17 protein-coding genes are annotated in these 17,796 nt (G+C 40.2%); all 17 read right to left on the bottom strand.

The annotated features are described in order from the left end of the window. Positions 1-63: 63 nt before the first annotated feature. The 17 genes from EKN83_RS17035 to EKN83_RS16955 all read right to left on the bottom strand — a co-directional run bounded on the left by EKN83_RS17035 (position 64) and on the right by EKN83_RS16955 (position 17,792). Positions 64-462: a WbuC family cupin fold metalloprotein gene (locus tag EKN83_RS17035; RefSeq protein WP_126801338.1), complete on the bottom strand. Its 399-nt coding sequence runs from the start codon at positions 460-462 to the stop codon at positions 64-66. Beyond that, the gene (locus EKN83_RS17030; protein ID WP_126801337.1) at positions 449-1,660 is read right to left on the bottom strand and encodes a glycosyltransferase family 4 protein; all 1,212 of its coding nucleotides are present in this window, start codon (positions 1,658-1,660) and stop codon (positions 449-451) included. Before EKN83_RS17030 ends, EKN83_RS17035 begins: the two co-directional genes overlap by 14 nt. Then, positions 1,660-2,790 (bottom strand): non-hydrolyzing UDP-N-acetylglucosamine 2-epimerase, encoded by a 1,131-nt coding sequence (gene wecB / locus EKN83_RS17025; RefSeq protein ID WP_126801336.1) that lies wholly within the window; start codon positions 2,788-2,790, stop codon positions 1,660-1,662. Before wecB ends, EKN83_RS17030 begins: the two co-directional genes overlap by 1 nt. Then, positions 2,790-3,893, bottom strand: a complete 1,104-nt coding sequence (gene wbjC / locus EKN83_RS17020; RefSeq protein ID WP_126801335.1) for a UDP-2-acetamido-2,6-beta-L-arabino-hexul-4-ose reductase — start codon at positions 3,891-3,893, stop codon at positions 2,790-2,792. Before wbjC ends, wecB begins: the two co-directional genes overlap by 1 nt. A 1-nt stretch (position 3,894) precedes the next feature. After that, a complete protein-coding gene (gene fnlA / locus EKN83_RS17015) occupies positions 3,895-4,929 on the bottom strand; it encodes a UDP-N-acetylglucosamine 4,6-dehydratase/5-epimerase (protein ID WP_126801334.1) in 1,035 nt (344 codons plus the stop codon). A gap of 20 nt (positions 4,930-4,949) precedes the next feature. After that, positions 4,950-6,050 carry a glycosyltransferase gene (locus EKN83_RS17010; RefSeq protein WP_126801333.1) on the bottom strand — a complete coding sequence of 367 codons (1,101 nt, stop codon included), beginning with the start codon at positions 6,048-6,050 and terminating at the stop codon, positions 4,950-4,952. 53 nt (positions 6,051-6,103) lie between these two features. After that, positions 6,104-7,360 (bottom strand): O-antigen polymerase, encoded by a 1,257-nt coding sequence (locus EKN83_RS17005; protein ID WP_126801332.1) that lies wholly within the window; start codon positions 7,358-7,360, stop codon positions 6,104-6,106. Positions 7,361-7,379: 19 nt separating this feature from the next. Beyond that, the gene (locus EKN83_RS17000) at positions 7,380-8,582 is read right to left on the bottom strand and encodes a lipopolysaccharide biosynthesis protein (protein ID WP_126801331.1); all 1,203 of its coding nucleotides are present in this window, start codon (positions 8,580-8,582) and stop codon (positions 7,380-7,382) included. Next, positions 8,575-10,164: a hypothetical protein gene (locus EKN83_RS16995; protein ID WP_126801330.1), complete on the bottom strand. Its 1,590-nt coding sequence runs from the start codon at positions 10,162-10,164 to the stop codon at positions 8,575-8,577. Before EKN83_RS16995 ends, EKN83_RS17000 begins: the two co-directional genes overlap by 8 nt. 95 nt (positions 10,165-10,259) lie before the next feature. Next, positions 10,260-11,027, bottom strand: a complete 768-nt coding sequence (locus tag EKN83_RS16990) for an oxidoreductase (RefSeq protein ID WP_126801329.1) — start codon at positions 11,025-11,027, stop codon at positions 10,260-10,262. A gap of 1 nt (position 11,028) precedes the next feature. Continuing rightward, the gene (locus EKN83_RS16985) at positions 11,029-11,730 is read right to left on the bottom strand and encodes a cytidylyltransferase domain-containing protein (RefSeq protein ID WP_126801328.1); all 702 of its coding nucleotides are present in this window, start codon (positions 11,728-11,730) and stop codon (positions 11,029-11,031) included. A 1-nt stretch (position 11,731) separates the two neighbouring features. Further along, a complete protein-coding gene (locus EKN83_RS16980; RefSeq protein ID WP_126801327.1) occupies positions 11,732-12,694 on the bottom strand; it encodes a Gfo/Idh/MocA family protein in 963 nt (320 codons plus the stop codon). Continuing rightward, complete coding sequence (locus tag EKN83_RS16975; RefSeq protein ID WP_126801326.1) at positions 12,694-13,752, bottom strand: nucleotidyltransferase family protein; 1,059 nt, start codon at positions 13,750-13,752, stop codon at positions 12,694-12,696. The genes EKN83_RS16980 and EKN83_RS16975 overlap by 1 nt, the downstream gene beginning before the upstream one ends. A gap of 20 nt (positions 13,753-13,772) precedes the next feature. Beyond that, positions 13,773-14,408, bottom strand: coding sequence for an acetyltransferase (locus tag EKN83_RS16970; protein WP_126801325.1), 636 nt, complete (start codon positions 14,406-14,408; stop codon positions 13,773-13,775). Further along, a complete protein-coding gene (gene neuB / locus EKN83_RS16965; RefSeq protein WP_126801324.1) occupies positions 14,401-15,474 on the bottom strand; it encodes an N-acetylneuraminate synthase in 1,074 nt (357 codons plus the stop codon). Before neuB ends, EKN83_RS16970 begins: the two co-directional genes overlap by 8 nt. A gap of 6 nt (positions 15,475-15,480) precedes the next feature. Continuing rightward, complete coding sequence (gene neuC, locus EKN83_RS16960) at positions 15,481-16,644, bottom strand: UDP-N-acetylglucosamine 2-epimerase (protein ID WP_126801323.1); 1,164 nt, start codon at positions 16,642-16,644, stop codon at positions 15,481-15,483. Positions 16,645-16,649: 5 nt separating this feature from the next. Further along, the gene (locus tag EKN83_RS16955; protein WP_126801322.1) at positions 16,650-17,792 is read right to left on the bottom strand and encodes a LegC family aminotransferase; all 1,143 of its coding nucleotides are present in this window, start codon (positions 17,790-17,792) and stop codon (positions 16,650-16,652) included. Positions 17,793-17,796: the final 4 nt, after the last annotated feature.

Below are 17,796 nucleotides of genomic sequence, written 5' to 3'. Positions count from 1 at the left end.
TGGCTTAGATGTTAACTCAGGTTGAGCCTGAGTAGATAGCGGAAGATGCGATTCAGCAGGGCTTTAGATGAACGCCTTAGCAAAGGAGGGGTTAAATGGCCCCTCTTTGACTTCCATCATAAGCGCTCTCGGAGACATACATTCGACACTGTGTATGTCACCTGGAGAAAACTCGACCACGTTTATTCCAGTATTCTCTCCGGCAACAAATTGATTAATCACTTTGCCATCTTTGCCATACAAGCAGACCTGAACCTGCCCCTGCATAACGATAAACATCTCCCATTGATGAGGTAGCTCATGGTAATGCGGGTCGACATAGCTACCCTGAACCAAGGCAATGAGCAGACGTTGCACTTTCTCCTGGTGCGAATTGTGCAATAAGAGATGAGCGCGCAAGCGTGCAGATTTTCCGGCTTGTTCGTATAAAGCTTCAAGCTGGCGAGTATCAATGAGTCGCATTACATGCCTCTAACCTCATTTCTATAGTCTGTGCCGCAGACTCAACGGAGAACTGTTCTCTCAATAATGCATTCGCGCCTAAGCCGAATTGACGTCGCGCAACAACATCCTTAAGCATTAACAGTGCGGACTCATGAAGCTTGTCATCCTCACCATTGATATGAATTAATCCGGCATTATTTTGATTGACAACATCAAGCAAATCATTACCAGCATTCACACTGCCTAGTATAGGTAAGGACTGAACCATATACCCTAGCAATTTACCCGGGAAATTATGCGAAGAATGTCTGGCGGAAAGTGAAAACAAGCCAATATCCATTTCCGAGAGGATAAATTTAAATTCATCCTGATTGACAGAGGCCAAATACGTGAAGTTGGGCAATGACCACTCGGCAGCCAAAGAATTGATTAACTCAACTTCATCCCCCTGCCCGATAAATAAAAAATGGGCTTGCGGATACTCAGCCATTTTTCGGGCAAGACGCATCAGATTCCCCATATCCTGCGCATGACCGATATTCCCTCCATAGAAGAAAATAACTTTATCATCAAGGCCAAGACGCTGACGCAATGGGATATAACCCTGGGGTGGTACCGTCGGTGTGAGAGAAGCCCAGTTACGCAAAACCTCACAAGGATAACCTTTGTTGTTCACCCGAAAGACCTCAAGATTCTTCTCTGACATCAGCCCGATACGGTTTGCCTGGCGATAAGATGATCTTTCGAAAACGCGGAAATAGCGTTCGATGAGGGAACCGGCTTTTAACATGCCAGCGTCTATCACCCATTGCGGGAACATATCTCTCAAAATCAGGTAAGCCGGACACTGGCAACGGGATTTAATTTTCTTGACTAAGTGCCCCCAGAAAATGGAGGGTGAGTAATAAACTACCCCATCAAAAGTCTCTTTTTTTATCTGGCTTTTAATGGAATTCCAGGCACGATAGGATAGAAGTGTTTCATTGATGGCTCGTTGAATTTTGCTCACATCCTTGAGAGGCCCACTTTTGAAACGCCATGTCTTGACCCCCTGGAAGGTGCTAAAGGACACATCTTCCTGGAGACAGTTGTCAGGTGTAATTACCGTAACATCATGCCCACGGCGAATAAATTCCTGAGCCAATTCATGAAACATTTTTGCACCAACTCGCGTACTATTGGGCAGGTAATCATCTATGATTAAAGCAAGTTTCATCAGTATTCTTTCCAGACGACTCGCTTGACATAATCTGTATAAGAATGAACGATTCTGACGACTTTATCTGACACATTAGGCATGCTGTAGTCACTGACTTGTCGTAAAAGACGGGTTTCGCCGCGAGGCTGTGTTGCCAGAATATCCAGTGCCTGTAGAACACGTTCACACTCCAGACCCACCATCATGACAGAGGCTTCTTCAAAGCCCTCTGGACGCTCATGTGCTTCCCGAATATTTACCGCCGGGAAATTCATAATGGAAGATTCTTCAGTGATCGTTCCACTGTCAGACAGCACAGCACGTGAGTTTTTCTGCAAATGGTTGTAATCATGGAAACCTAATGGTTTCAGCAAATTAATATTTGGGTGGAACTCAATCCCTTGCTCGTTAATACGATTACGTGTCCGCGGATGCGTGGATACAATAACCGGCAAATCATATTTTTCAGCAATAGTATTCAGAATGGTCGCAAGCTTTACAAGCTGTTTGGGCGAATCAACATTCTCTTCCCGATGCGCGCTGACGACGAAAAATTCACCTGGACGCAATTTCAGACGCGCAAGTACATCCGAATTATCAATTTGCGGCATGTAATGCGTAAGTACCTCAAACATTGGGCTACCGGTTTTAATAATTCGGTCCGCCGGGAGGCCTTCAGCAAGAAGGTATTCACGTGCAATATCGCTGTAGGTCATATTGATGTCAGCGGTATGGTCTACAATGCGCCGATTAGTCTCTTCCGGGACGCGCTGATCGAAACAACGGTTGCCAGCTTCCATATGGAAGATAGGCACTTTACGGCGCTTGGCCGGGATAGCAGAAATACAGGAGTTAGTATCACCCAGCACCAACATTGCTTCAGGCTTTTCGGATTCAAGTACCTCATCAACTTTGATGATAACCTGACCGATAGTTTCTGCAGCATTTTTCCCTGCAGCATTTAAAAAGTAGTCGGGTTTTCGTACACCAAGGTCATTAAAGAACACTTCGTTTAGCTCATAATCATAATTTTGACCAGTATGGACAAGAATATGTTCGCAGTGTTCATCAAGCTTAGCGAGAACGCGTGACAGGCGGATAATCTCAGGACGCGTACCAACAACAGACATAATTTTTAATTTTTTCATTATAGAGGTCTCGCAATAGTATCAGGCTCATCACGATTGAAAATTTCGTTTGCCCAGAGCATGACTATCAATTCATCAGTTCCAATGTTAGTTACATCATGTGTCCAGCCAGGGACTGTCTCAACGATTTTGAACTCATCTGAGGAAACATTTAGTTCATATCGTGCACCGGTAATCACATGTTCAAACTTGAAGCATGCCTGGCCGCGAATGACCAGAAACTTCTCATTTTTGGTGTGATGATAATGACCACCACGTGTAATGCCGGGATGCGCTGTAAAAAATGAAAACTGCCCCGCCGAAGGAGTTTTTAACATCTCACAAAAGACCCCTCGGGCGTCTCCGTAAGAGGGAACTGAATACGCAAACATATCAGCTGGTAGATAACTTAACCACGTCGAATACAGCGCGCGGATGAACCCTGTACCCACAGCTTCGGTGACAAGAGTGGAACGGCTTTCTTTGAAGCGATAAAGTAAATCCGCAACCTCACCTACTGTCGTCGAATATACTGGCTTAACTGTTTTGTACCCGCTTTCAACCTTTCCAGACAAGAGCTTTATCGCATCAGAACAGACATCATCAATGTAAACAAGATTAACAGGCGCGAAAGAGTCATTGATCGTAATATCTATATTGTTGGCAATATTATGGCAGAAGGTCGCTACGAACGAATTATAATTAGGCTTACACCACTTACCAAAAACATTCGGATAACGATAAATAAAATAAGCTGCACCGCTTTCAGCTGCATAGCGTTCAATATGTTTTTCTGCTGCAGCTTTACTTTGACCATAAGCATTATCCAGTTCAGCCTGAATGGAAGAGCTGATCATAATAGGTATGCTTTTATGCTTGGCTAAAAGAGAATCCACAATCTGTTGAGTCAGATTGCTATTCCCCTCGGCAAATTCATCGACATTTTTAGGTCGATTGATGCCCGCGAGATGATAGACAAAATCAGCATCTTGAAGGCCAGTTTCCAGATCAGCCGCACTTGAACCGCGGTCAATCTTAACAAGGTCACAGTACCCTGCTTCCTGAAGGCGTAAGCACAGGTTACGTCCGATAAAGCCATCAGCTCCAGTAATCAGGATTTTCATGTCACGCGTCCAGATCATAATGTTCACCCGCGCGCAGTGCGCGAATAAAAGGTAATTTCAGAAGAAGTGTTTTCATCCCTTCAACATCAAGTCTCTGTGTATTGTGTGAGTTATAATCTTCTACAACAGAGATACGGCTGTCCCCTTGTTCTACGTATTTTCCATAGTTTAGATCGCGCAGATCTGGTGGAACACGGTAGTAATCCCCCATGTCGATGGCGGCGATCATCTCTTCACGGCTAAGCAGCGCTTCATAAAGTTTCTCACCATGGCGCGTTCCGATAACATTAACAGGATGTTGCTCAACGTTAAGAAGTTCTTTGAGAGCAATGGCTAATGTTTCAATCGTTGCAGCAGGCGCTTTTTGGACAAATATATCGCCATTATTACCATGTTCAAACGCATATAGGACCAGATCGACAGCATCTTCAAGCGTCATCATAAAACGGGTCATATTTGGGTCAGTGATCGTCAGCGCTTTGCCCGCTTTGATCAGATCAACGAATAAGGGAATAACGGAACCACGTGAAGCCATCACGTTGCCGTAGCGAGTACCGCAAATCACAGTTTTGTCGCTATTAACATTACGTGATTTTGCGACCATCACTTTTTCCATCATTGCTTTGGAAATACCCATGGCATTGATAGGATAAACTGCTTTATCAGTACTTAAGCAAACAACACGTTTTACTTCGTTGGCAATCGCAGCTTCGAGAACATTTTCAGTGCCGAGGACGTTAGTTTTAACAGCCTCCATCGGATGGAACTCGCATGATGGCACTTGTTTAAGTGCTGCTGCGTGATAGATGAAGTCAACCCCACGACTGGCATTAAGAATGCTACGATAATCCCTAACATCGCCTATGTAAAATTTAAGTTTCTCGCTATTATATTTCTTACGCATATCGTCTTGCTTTTTTTCATCGCGCGAGAAAACACGAATCTCCTTAATGTCGGTATTAAGAAATCGTTTTAATACCGCATTGCCAAATGAACCTGTACCACCAGTAATCAAAAGTACTTTATCTGAAAACATTTAACACCTCTTATGAAATCTTACAATTTGTCAATGCTGTGCATATACATCAAGGTCCTTTCCCTCGCCGTTGGAAGCTGGCTAAAAAGCTGATCGGCCTTTTTTTGTTTCATCGCTCTTTCCTGCACATTCTCCATCCCGGAAATGATTTTATCGCTGATATCGTTAACACTATAGGGATCGAAATAGAATGCGCTATCATGGCATACAGTATGAGCAAACGATAAATCGGATGTAAAGATAGTTTTTTTGAAATACATTGCCTCTACATAACTGGCACTAAAGCATTCCAATAACGTAGGTAAAAAGAGTGCATCACAATAATGATATAACGCCGGGCATTGATTAACAGTGATAGGTCCGATGTTAATTATACGATGCCGATGTTGCTCTGGAATATTTTCCACTTGGCTATTTAATGTAATTATAAATTTATAATTATCGGGTAACCTGCCGAGTAATTTAGGAATAACACTCAAATTTTTGTGTGGATAATCATGTGAAATTGTCAAAAGATAAACATCGCCGTCTTCCTTTGCCGGCAATGAACTTACGATGCTATTATCATACAATGTGGAGTCTTGAAGAATCGCATTTATCGTATTTGAAACAGTGATTACATGACTTTGCGGAAATTGATACCGCTCAATAAGTTTATTTTTAGCATCCTCGGTTTCAACAAAGATAAGATCTGCATTTTTTTTATAAAAATAAGGCTGTAACCACATTAATAAAATTTTCTTTGCTTTTTCAGAAAAAGTTAATTTAGAAAATACTCGACGCGTATCATAAATCAACCATGGCAAAGCAAAGCCTACTGCATGTTTAACGCCTTTAGGGTTCCAGTAACTGGGGCCAAAAATAGTGAATACTTTACGGATGTTATTATCTGTCACTATTTTATCTAAGGCTCTTCTTGATTCAAAGTTAAAAACATTAGATGGTGTCTTGTCAATGATCCGACAATTTATTAATGTTTCTTCCGAAAGCTGTCTCGCAACCAAGGGGGAAACCGCTGCAATAAATTGTCGCTTAGAATTAGTTAATTCTTCTAATACAGAAACTGCAACCTGAACGCCACCACCTACATACAGGTTCGATGCATTAATCAGCAAACTCATCAATATATCCTTTTACTTTGATAGCTTAGACACACTCCTGGAATAAATATTCTTTAATTTTTGTCGGAGTAATTAGAGATAAGTTTCACCTCTGTCTTTCTAAGTTCAACTTTCGGAATAAGTAGCAAAAGGAACAGTATAATACCATAAGGAATAATTAACACAAACTCTCCAAAAAAATAATTACCAAATAACATGAAAACTACAGCTTTCATAAAGCATGCCTGTAAAAGACAGTACTTAACATTGCAAACCATTTTGTTATAAATCACCTGAAGTAAAAGGCCAATTATAAACGAATAGATCATTACCCCTGCCAAACCCAGGTCGTTATAAAAATAATAGATAAACGTTTTGGCATTAAAAAAACTAACTTCATAATCCGAGAAGCCCATTGCATTACTATCATAATAAGCACCGAAAAATGGTTTAAGTAAAAACTTAAGTCCTCCCCATATATACGTCGGTTCGAAAGATGAATTAACAAGCAAATTCAGATTCTGAAAGTTCATTGCCACATAAGTATAAATTTGGCTGAAAATCGAATTCGCTACCCCCTCACCAAACTGAGTTGATGCGCGGCTAGTTTCAGAAATTCGCAATGCACCAATATATAAGAGCAGCGCCATCGGCAGCATTACCAACATTAATTGCTTGAATCCTAAGCTAATTTTTCGTGGAATCAAAAGTATATAAATAGCTCCCATCATAAACACTAAAAACTCGCCTCTGGAAGCTTTATATATTAAAGCAGCAACAATAGTGAAAATGACAAAGAAAATAAGTAAAATCCTTCGTCCACGCCTTAAACGATATGAATACTTGAGTTCGAAAAGAGCAGTCAAAGCTATGTACGGCATAGACACATCGATAAAATTTAACAACGGGGGTGCATTAGGAACCAAAGATTTCAAATCACTACCGGCACCAGACAGGAGTGGTGGGTGAGTTAGCATCGAACCAAATCGCATTAAAAATGTGATTAGAGTTAAAAGGACAATAAAGTTAAATACTAAGCGATAGAAAAAGTTAAAATCGAACCGTTGATAACTAAAAATAGTTTTGTCTATTTTTTTTGAGAATAAAAAAGGAAGCGTAAAGAACAAGCCAGCAAGAAAAATAGCCGCAAGGGTCTCAAAACTTAACTCTGACTGCAACTGTGGATCATAAAACACATCAATTGTCGAGAGAGATGCAGAAAAAAACCAAAAGATGATCCCAATACCTATGGGATGAATAATATCTTTTGTTTTAAACACTATTAGTGAATAAATGGTTAGGGCTAATACGAAAAAAGCAATTGAGATCATATGAAATTCTACCAAGAATTTATTTATTATGATGCGTACCAATTTTTACACGCAAAATAAAAAAAACATAGCCAAGCAATACTAACCATCCTGTCGCCAGCTTCGCATACAAGTAATCATGAAGCTCAAATTTCACATGAGTGAACACAGGAATACAATAATAAACAAATAAAATAAGACAAACCGCAGCACTGACTGCTACCATTTGCTTGCGAAGATCTAATCCATTCATTACATGATAGTAAATTGCTGTAAACGCGAAGGGAATTACAGCAAGAGTGGCTAAATGTAATTCAGGAACAAGATATCCATATCTTGTGAAATTATCAATGAAAAATTTCATTACTACATTCGCAACTATTACACCCAACATAGTGACAGCGAACATAATAAAACATTCTTTGATGAATAAACATCTTCCCGTTTGACTACATTGCTTAATAACTTTGACGAAAAGCAACTCAGCACATGTTGAAGGTATAATCATAAGTGCGCTGAAAGCGAATATGATAACACTAAAATTGCCCAACTGATCACGACCGCCTGTGCCATCAATAAAAAATCTATCCATAACAAGATATAGGAACGTGAATATTGCGTTTAAAAACAATAAAAGAGAGGGTTTAAATAAGAATATCAATCTTTTAGATAATAATTTCAGGTTAAAATAATTTTTTAAGCTCCTTTCAATCCGATATAATCTTATTATTGCTAATCCATAACATCCTAAACTTGAATACAAATAAAATTCAAAACTATGCGTAAAGAGATATATAATTAGCGGAAGCAGAGCTGGCAGAAGTTGTGAATATATCACAAGCCATAACATTTCATCGATGCGATTAGTTGCACGATAATATGCTTTGATGATATTACTAATCGAAATAAATACTCCACAGAGAGTAAGAATAACCACAGTAATATTGGAATAATTAAAAACTAATGCAACTATTAATACTGCTAGTGCCCCGATAATATTCGTTAGCAATACTGATGTAACTAATAACTTCTTTTCTCTATTTTTGCTTAATGGTATAAAGCGGTCCAAAGAAAAACGAGAACCGAGGTGTGAATAATCGACGAACTGCTGCCATGTTCTTGCGAGTGTAAGATCGCCAAGCTGGGCAGTTGTGAGATATTTCATCATGACCAAGCTAAGAAATATATTGATAAATTGAATGGCATAATTTACCAGTATATATAATAAGCCCTTTTTAAACATGATTCTTCACCACATCCCTAACAATCTCCTCATAGAATTCATCACGCATTGGGATTTCACATTCAATATTAGCAATAATTTCTTTGTATTTTTCGAGATATATCTCGTTATAATTTTCATGTGGCATGATGTGCTGTTTAGGTAAAATTGCAGAATGTCTCCTGCTTAACGAAACCATATAAAGCAATACCATGGCTCGTTGTCGAGTTTCGTCACTAAGATTTACCAGATCCGATATCGAGTCTAAAATATCATAATATGACTGAACAGATTCAGGTTCAAGGGTAATACCAAACCCAGCATAATAACCCTTCCCAGCAGTTACAGCGGGGATTCCTAGGCATGAAAATTCCAGACCAGCAGTCCCTTTAGCAGTCACGATACTGTCAGCAAAATCCGCAATAGAATTGGTATTCAAGTCAACTGGCATCATATGGATATGATCCAATTTATTTGCCTCAATCAAACTTTCAACACCTCCTTTTTCATTCCACATATAAGAACTGGGATGTGCCTTTACAAAACAATTTATATTAGTATTTTTATTTAGTCGAATTAATGTTTTCTCAAGGAAATCATAATAGTCATTGAATAGGAGTCCCTCACCGACATGTGGAGAATCTGAAAATGCATGGGACATAACCACAACATTTTTCTTTTCAGTATCAATAGTTGGGTAGATCGCTTTCAATTGTTCTATGCTATATTTCTTTTTATTTTTAAAAGCATTTTTTACATCTATTTGATCGACATTACCTGCAAGCCGATCATGAAAATATTTATGCGCATTATTGACATATTCACTCGATTTAAGATTTTGTAAAAAATCATCATAATCTGGCTTAAGAAAGTGCTCTTTGACATTAATTTGAGTACCATAACACTTATAAGCATAAATATCCTTGAGGAATATAACCCCATTGTTATGATGTCTTATCTGACGTGGCAACATGCCAAATTCAGCATATACATTGTGGCTAGTCACAAGATATTTGGGATTGTATTTAGCCAACATAAGTTCGTTATTGTGAAATGTCAAAAATGATCTAAAAATCAATCTCAGATGCTTAAATTGTATTTTTTTTACTGTATATTCATTTGGCCGAAATCGAATTAAAGTATCGTAGATAAGGTCTCCAATATCCACGCCTCGATAGTTCAGATTGATCAATGCCTCTCCAGATCTAGGTCCTAGCATTATTTTTGAAGTAGCTACTATAGCTGGGATAAAGACTTTCGGATGGAAGAACCCACGCCACCAGCAATAAAATTGATTAATATTAAAGGATTGATATATATGACTTACATTACTCCCAGCAATATTAAAGCCGCGAACAAAGACGACAGGCTCAGAGCCTGTTTCTTGCTGTATAGCCTTTGCTATCCTTGCTTTGTCCATAATACTGGCCGGGCAAGCAATAATCCCCTCAACCAGACAAAATGATTTATCATCGGAATTTTTCTGGGTTGTTAATGGTTTTGCCTTCCATAAATTTCTGTTCAACTCCACAAACTTGTTTTCAACAACATCTGGCTGATAGGGTGTAAAATAGCGAAGAATCGCTTTTATTTTAGAAAACATTAAATTTAATTACCCTTGTAATTTCTACATTTAAAAACAAAATTAAAAACAGATGGAAAAAGCAGACTCAGTATCAAGTATAAACATTATTATTGTTAGAGTGAAAAACCATCATCAACGATAATATTTTGACCTGTGACATATCTTGATTGTTCTGAAAGAAGGAAAACAATGGCTCCAGTCATTTCACTAACATCCAGCATCCCCGCTCCATGAGTATTCTTTCTGTATGCTTCACAAAATGCGGCTGGCTGATTGTCGTAAATGCCACCAGGACTAACAGAATTAATTCGGAAGTCACTGTTATTAATATAGGAAACTATATATTTATTCAAATGCAATAATGCTGATTTGATCGCAGCATATTCTACTGGCATTGTCATTTGTGTATTATCGTAAATATTAAATTTAGGAGCAATAACACCATATATTGACGATATATTGACCATTGAGAGTGGAGATTTAAGACGTAAGAATAGTTTTGCAGCTTGTTGGCTAATTAAAAATGAGCTTCCCAAATGTAAAGATAAATTTTCATTAAAACTAGCGACAGTCACATCAAATAACTTGCTACCATAAGTTTTATTCCTTGGATAGGTAGCATTGACAATCCCGTCAATATTAACGATACGGTTAAAAAAGTCCATGACAGATTGTTCATTAGTAACATCAACCTCAGCATAAGTGAGATTGTTCTCAGAAGAAGTTACTATGCCCTGGGCCTGTAATTTGGTCTTAATGTGATTAATATTTAGATCAACAGCGATAACCTTAGCGCCATTTTCGATACATGCTTTCGTTAAACAAGCCCCTAACAACCCACCGGCACCAAAAACAATAATCTCTTTATTTTTTAGTAACATTTTATTGCTTCTCTTTTTTCATTTTTAAAATGGTTTCAGCCATATAAAAATCATAAATATCATCTATATCCACAGCTCTTTCTTTGGGTACTTCTATCGAAGCGACCACCCCTGAGAATAACCCAACATTATTGAGGATGAATTGTGGTGTAGAAACGTAAACAACCGTAGTGATATCGAATACATGGGGGCAGTCCTGACGTCTAGTCACATCCCCTTCAGGGCTTATAACAAGTTCGTTCATGCCTTCGTGGTTTATCTTAACCATATTAAAATAGGGACTGCGTGATGCTGGCGTTACTGCAATACAAATGTCTGCCTTTGTTTGGACACGTTTTGCAATAGCTCGTTCTACATCTTGCACTTCACGCAGAGGACTTGTCGCAGGAAGGCTGATAAATTGATCAAATTCTCCATAATGCTCATTTACCCAGCCAATTGCGTGTCGCCATGCAAACCATTCAGGACTTTTATCTCCAGACAGGTCATCAGGCCTGTCAATGACAACTACGTCTTTTAATTCTAATGCTTTTTCTTTTATATCTGCATCATCTGTTGAGACGAATACCTTATCGATGGATGGAGACTGTTGAGCAATATCAAGCGCATAATGCAACAACGGTTTACCAAACAATTCTTTAATGTTTTTGCCTGGAAGGCCTTTAGAACCACCGCGAGCGAATATAAATGCATAGTTTTTCATTTTATTCTGCCGTTCCTTTAATCTTATTAATCAATGCTAAAGTTTTAATCGCATCTGCCAAAGTTATACATTGATTATCACGACCATGCACATAATTTTCAAAATCCTTCAGCATATCTAAATACATTTTATTTTTATCATATTGAGGTTCATTATAAACCACGCACTCATCTGATTTATAAATTATCTTAACTTGGTTGTTAATCAGATCCCATTCAATACGTCCATCCGTACCTAAAAATTTGCACTTTCGGAATGCTTTTCTTTGCAGAAAATCAAGATGGATATTAATAATAATGTTATCTTTAGTGAAGGTTACAATGTCAGCAATCTCTTCAGCATCAATGCCTAATGCACCATAATTACGAACTGATGCATGCAGAACATCTAACTCCCCAAAAAGCCAACGCGTATAATCAAATTCATGACTTAACTCGAGGAGTGCTCCACCACCAAGAGTTTTACTCGCTGAGACGCTGTCTTTATAGTTTTTACTTGCGCGCCAGTCTGGAAGGTACTGGCCTATCTCAACAAATGCATTGAATATCGTGCCTGCTTTTTTCTCTTCTAATAGCTTTTTTACAGAAAGTGCAGAGGGTAAATATCGCAAGCAATATCCCACCGCAATGACTGTATTAAAACGCTTTGCAGCATCCAACAGTACTTCTGCGTCAGAGACCGAGACTGCAACTGGCTTCTCAATTAAAACAGGTATACCTGCTTTGATAAAGGGTAAGGCGTGTTCAGTGTGCAGGGGCGCGGGTGATGCGATGATGGCCATATCTACGGCGTTTAAGAGTTCAGGTAAAGCATTCACAACCTGATCGCAATTATCTATTACATTTTGAACTTTACGGCCAGAAGCAGACATCGCATAAACTTTTATACCTGGATAAAGTGATTTAAGATTGCGACGATGCCTATCTGCAATATTACCTAATCCTATTACCGCTGCTGCTTTCATCAATCTAAACCTAAGGTAAAGTAATCAACCTGAGCTTTTTTGAAATCATCCATTCGCCCAATATCCAGCCAGTATTCATGTATTGGAAACATAAGAATGTTTTTGTTGTTATCCATATGCTGTTCAAGCAGAGTTGGCATATCAACACGATGGTTTTTCGGAACAGTTTTAAAAATATTTGGTGAAACTACATAAATACCTGCATTGACAAAAAATCTTTGTATTGGTTTCTCTTCCATTGATATGATTTTATTACCCTCTCCTTTTATGACACCGTAAGGAATTTGGTAGTCGTACTCTCGCACACACATTGTTGCATCCGCTTTGCTTTCAATGTGGAATTTGATCAGACGCTCATAATCGACATTGGTCAAGACGTCCCCGTTAATCATAATTAGAGGATGCTCATTAGATAAATCTTCAGGCAGCAAGCCTAATGCACCACCTGTGCCTAAGGGATTCTCCTCATAAACATAATTAATTTTGGAATCAAAACGCTCACCATCACCAAAATGTTCTTTAATAGTTTCAGGCATATAGTGAGTAGAAATATAGAAATTATTGAATCCAGCCTTAACGAAACTACGAACAACAGTTTCTAATATTGGCTTCCCGCCTATGCACAACATAGGTTTTGGGCAGGTATCAGTTAAAGGTTTCAGCCTTGTTCCAAAACCACCAGCCATAATGAAGACAGGGTTTGGATATTTTTTCTTGTCATTTACTGACTGGATAGTTTCCAGGCCAACAACTTTACCATCATTAAGGATGGGTATAGACAAAATCCCTTTTGCTTTCATCAGTGAATTTAATTCAGCTGAAGAAACGCTACTTGCCGCTGTAATAGGCTGAGTATTCATTACTAACTCGGCTTTTGCTGACAGGTCCAGATTATTCAGCAGTCCTCTTCTGATGTCGCCATCAGTGATAACACCTAACAGCTGGTTATTATTGTCAATAACTAATGCGATGCGTAGAGCCTCACGGTTAATAATTTCTAGAGCTTCACGCAGTGTACTGTCCGGTCGGATCAGCACATTTTTCCAATGCTGCATCATGAATTACCTTTTGTAAGACACTATTTGATTACCGACCTTGCCGGATAACAAATTTGCCCATTTTCTAATGATTGTACCAATACGGCACCTGCCCCCACTATAGAACTATTACCTAGTTTCATTCCTGGAACTATTGTGGAACCCGCGCCAACAAACACTGATTCGCCAGTATTTACCTGTCCACATAGCACCGCACCGGGACCAATAAAACAGTAGTCACCTAAATGACAATCGTGCTCAATAACAGCTCGGGTATTTATTATTGAATGACAACCTATAGTAGACCCTGCGTTTACTATCGCACCGGAAAGAATCTGCACGCCATCTGTTAGAATGGCGTGTGTTGATATCAATGCATCTGGCGCAATAACGCTTGCAAACCGGTATCCATGAGAAACATAGAATTCTGAGACATTCTTTCTGAGTGACGATCGCGGAATCAAACCAATGCCGTTTACTAATTCAATTTCTTCACTTGAATACATGAATATGTCGTCATCTGAGTGAAGTACTCTCATTCCTGCGAAGATAGACCGTTCTGAAACGTCATGTGGGCTCACGACGGCAATAACATTACGCTTATTTGAACGCAGTATATCAAGCAGTACACTGGCATGCCCACCACCGCCTATTAGAACGACAGGTTTGTTATTCAATAATCAAGTCTCCCGGTAAATACTCTTTTGTCGATAGTTTCTCCAGTATATCCCAGTAGCTATAAGGCGACATACCGTTTCCAGGTCTTTTGATCGTAATATTTGTTGATGTGAAAGGTTCGCCCTCACTGATCTTCTTTGCGGCTACCAGACTTTTTCTTGCAACCGACTTGTTTTTTATTTCTGAAACAGTTGGTGTTTTAACTTTGTTTCCTAACGCAACTTCAATCTGCCGGATAGCTTTCACCATTGATGCCAACTCGTCTGGCTCCAGTGAGGCTTTATGATCAGGACCTTCCATGTTTTTGTCTAAGGTGAAATGTTTCTCAACGATCACCGCGCCTCGTGCAACTGCTGCGATAGGAATAGTTATACCTTCACTGTGATCGGAATAACCAGCAGGCAGGTCGAAAGCTTCTCTTAAGGAATCCATTACCCTAAGGTTAATCTCGTTCATTGGCGCAGGATATTCAGTTGTGCAGTGAAGGATAGTTACCTTCTCTTTCAGAGCCTTCTGTCCTTCGAGGCTTGCATATGCACTTTCAAAAGCAGTCGTACAAGGAATATCACTTTCTTTACTGGTATATCCAAAAGCGATCACGCCCAATGCAGCTTCTATTTCAGAAAGTGTGGCCATACCCGTTGATACGATAATGTCACACCCAGTCCTGGCATGCTCAAGCACCAGAGGGGCATTGGTGAGTTCACCCGAAGGTAATTTTAAGCGTTTGATCCCCAGTTCATTGACCAAAAAATTCAGGCTTTCTGAGTCAAAGGCCGTAGAGAGGAATTCTATTCCCAATTTGTTACAATGCTTAATCAATGCATGATGCGTTTCCCAGGACAACTCGAGGCGGCTCAACATGTCTAGCTGCGATTCCTGCCGTCGAGTATTCGCAACCTGATAATCGGCCTGCTTCGCCTGTTCAGTCACAAGGTTTTTCGCTTTGAATGTCTGGAATTTAACAATATCGGCCCCAGCTTTATGAGCAGCATCAACAAGTTCAAAAGCCAGTTTTTCGTCGCCGTTATGATTAACACCGGCTTCAGCAATGATAAGCGTCATAGAGTTTCACTTAATATCGTAAAAGGTCTTACCGGGAACAAAATGCATGGACTTTATCATTTCAATGATTTTTGAACTTGCATCCCCCTGGCCATATGGATTCACAATGTCTTCGTCGCAATTTTTGTAACTGCGCGAGACAGCAACATGTAACGCTTGGGTTATCGATTCTTTCGTCGCGGCACAATTCAATACACTAAGGGCAGCCAATCGACCTTTTTGCCTGTCACCAACGTTCACAGTTGGAACGTCAAACGCAGGAACTTCAATAATCCCGCTGGAGGAGTTACCCACCACAGCGGCAGCGTGCTTCACGGCACTTAGATAACGCACCTGACCCAGCGAGGGAATCGCAAGCACACGCTCAGGTTGTTTAGCCGCGTAGGCTTCCAGCAATGGAATGATCTTTCTCCCACCGTCATCAGCATTGGGATAGGTTAAAATGACCTGATGGTCTGAGAACTCATCAAGTGCAGCTAATACCGCATTAAAACTCGCTTCTGCTGGTTCTTCACCCAGCGTGACAGGATGATACGTCACCAACAGGAATGGCTTTTTAAGCTGAAAATTCAGCGAGTCGCCTAATTCATCTACGGACATAAAATGCCCGCGTTTAAGATGATCCAGCCCTATTGCACCAACATTGACAACACGCGATGGATGTTCACCAAGCTGAATAACGCGTTTCCGGTACACCTCTGTTGAGGTCCCATGTAAATAGCTAAGTTTTGTGATCGCATGTCGGATCGCATCATCGTATGCACCTTCAGTAATTTCGCCACCATGCAGGTGTAAAATTGGTATACGGAGGATCATAGCCGTTTGCGCTGCAGCAAGAGCTTCAAAACGATCCCCTAGTATGACCAAAATATCAGGCTTTAATCTGTTCAATGCATCAGCAAAACCCAACACCCCTATCCCCATACTTTTTGCAGTACCTACTGGTGTATCTGAAGAAAGTAGAATTTCGATCTTTTCATCAATCGAAAAACCGTCCTTCTCGATCTGTTGCCATGTATTTCCAAACTCGGGTGAGAGATGCATACCACTCACGAGAAGCTGAAGCTCCAGCTCGTTGTCGTCCTGAATATCTTTCAATAGCCAGTAGAGCAAGCCATATTCAGCACGCGTACCAGTGAATACCGCTACTTTGAGTTTTGCTGATCCCATTTATGTTAATCCATCGGAGAGCTTGGGATATTGATCAAACGAGCTTCGATCTGTTCAGAATTTTTGAGGTCATCACGCATTGCCTTTTCAAACATTGGCAGGCGATGCATTAATTTCCAGATTGGACGGACCATGACTTTTGCGTCATTCATTTGTGCCAGCATTGCGTCACGCGCATCCAGGTTTTCACATACGACAGCATTCAACCAATAGTTAGATTGCGCATAGTCCGGTTCTTTAACAAAATTGAATTCTGAACCCTTAAAGAATGTTTCATAACGCTGTGCCAAATCGCGCTTCTGTTTCAGGAAAGAATCAAGACGTTCCATCTGTCCACAGCCAAGCGCAGCGTTAAGATTAGGCATTCGATAGTTAAAACCCGGTTCATCGTGATAAAACTCATAAGGATGCGGCACCTTTGCAGTCGTTGTGACATGCTTAGCACGTACACCCGCTTCTGGCGAACGACAGAACACCATACCGCCACCACCGGTGGTAATAATTTTATTGCCATTAAAACTTAGCGCACCATACTGGCCTAGCGTACCCGTATGTTTCCCCTTGTAAAATGATCCCAGACTTTCTGCAGCATCCTCAACAAGAACAATGTGCCACTTCTCACACACCACAATAAGCTCATCAAGCTCAACCGGATGACCGAAGGTATGCATAGGCACCACAGCACGCACAACCTGCCGCGTTTTACGGTGCAGGCAACCTTGTTCTGTTAGCTCAGTATTTGCAGATAACCAGTTCTCAAGCGCGACAGGACAAAGGCCTAAGCTCACCGGGGAAACATCGGTAAACACTGGTTCCGCGCCAAGATGATAAAGAGCATTGCAGGTTGCGACAAAAGTCAATGCCTGGGTGATAACAAGATCGCTCCGCTTAACACCCGCCAGGTAGAGCGCGGCACTCAGCGCGGCCGTTCCGTTAACCGTTGCAACGGCTCGCGCCGTTCCGGTATAAGACTCCATCTTTCGCTCGAAATCATCAACATATTTGCCGACGCTCGATACGAATGTACTGTCTAAAGTATCCAGGACATATTTTTTTTCGTTGCCATTAAATACTGGCGCATGCAAAGGAATAAATTCATCCGTTTTATATATGTCACGAACAAATTCGACAATCATTTTGATATTCATTCGG

This window comes from Enterobacter sp. WCHEn090032, assembly GCF_003986875.1.
Classification (GTDB): domain Bacteria; phylum Pseudomonadota; class Gammaproteobacteria; order Enterobacterales; family Enterobacteriaceae; genus Enterobacter; species Enterobacter sichuanensis.
This window is presented reverse-complemented; position numbering and strand designations above follow the sequence as displayed.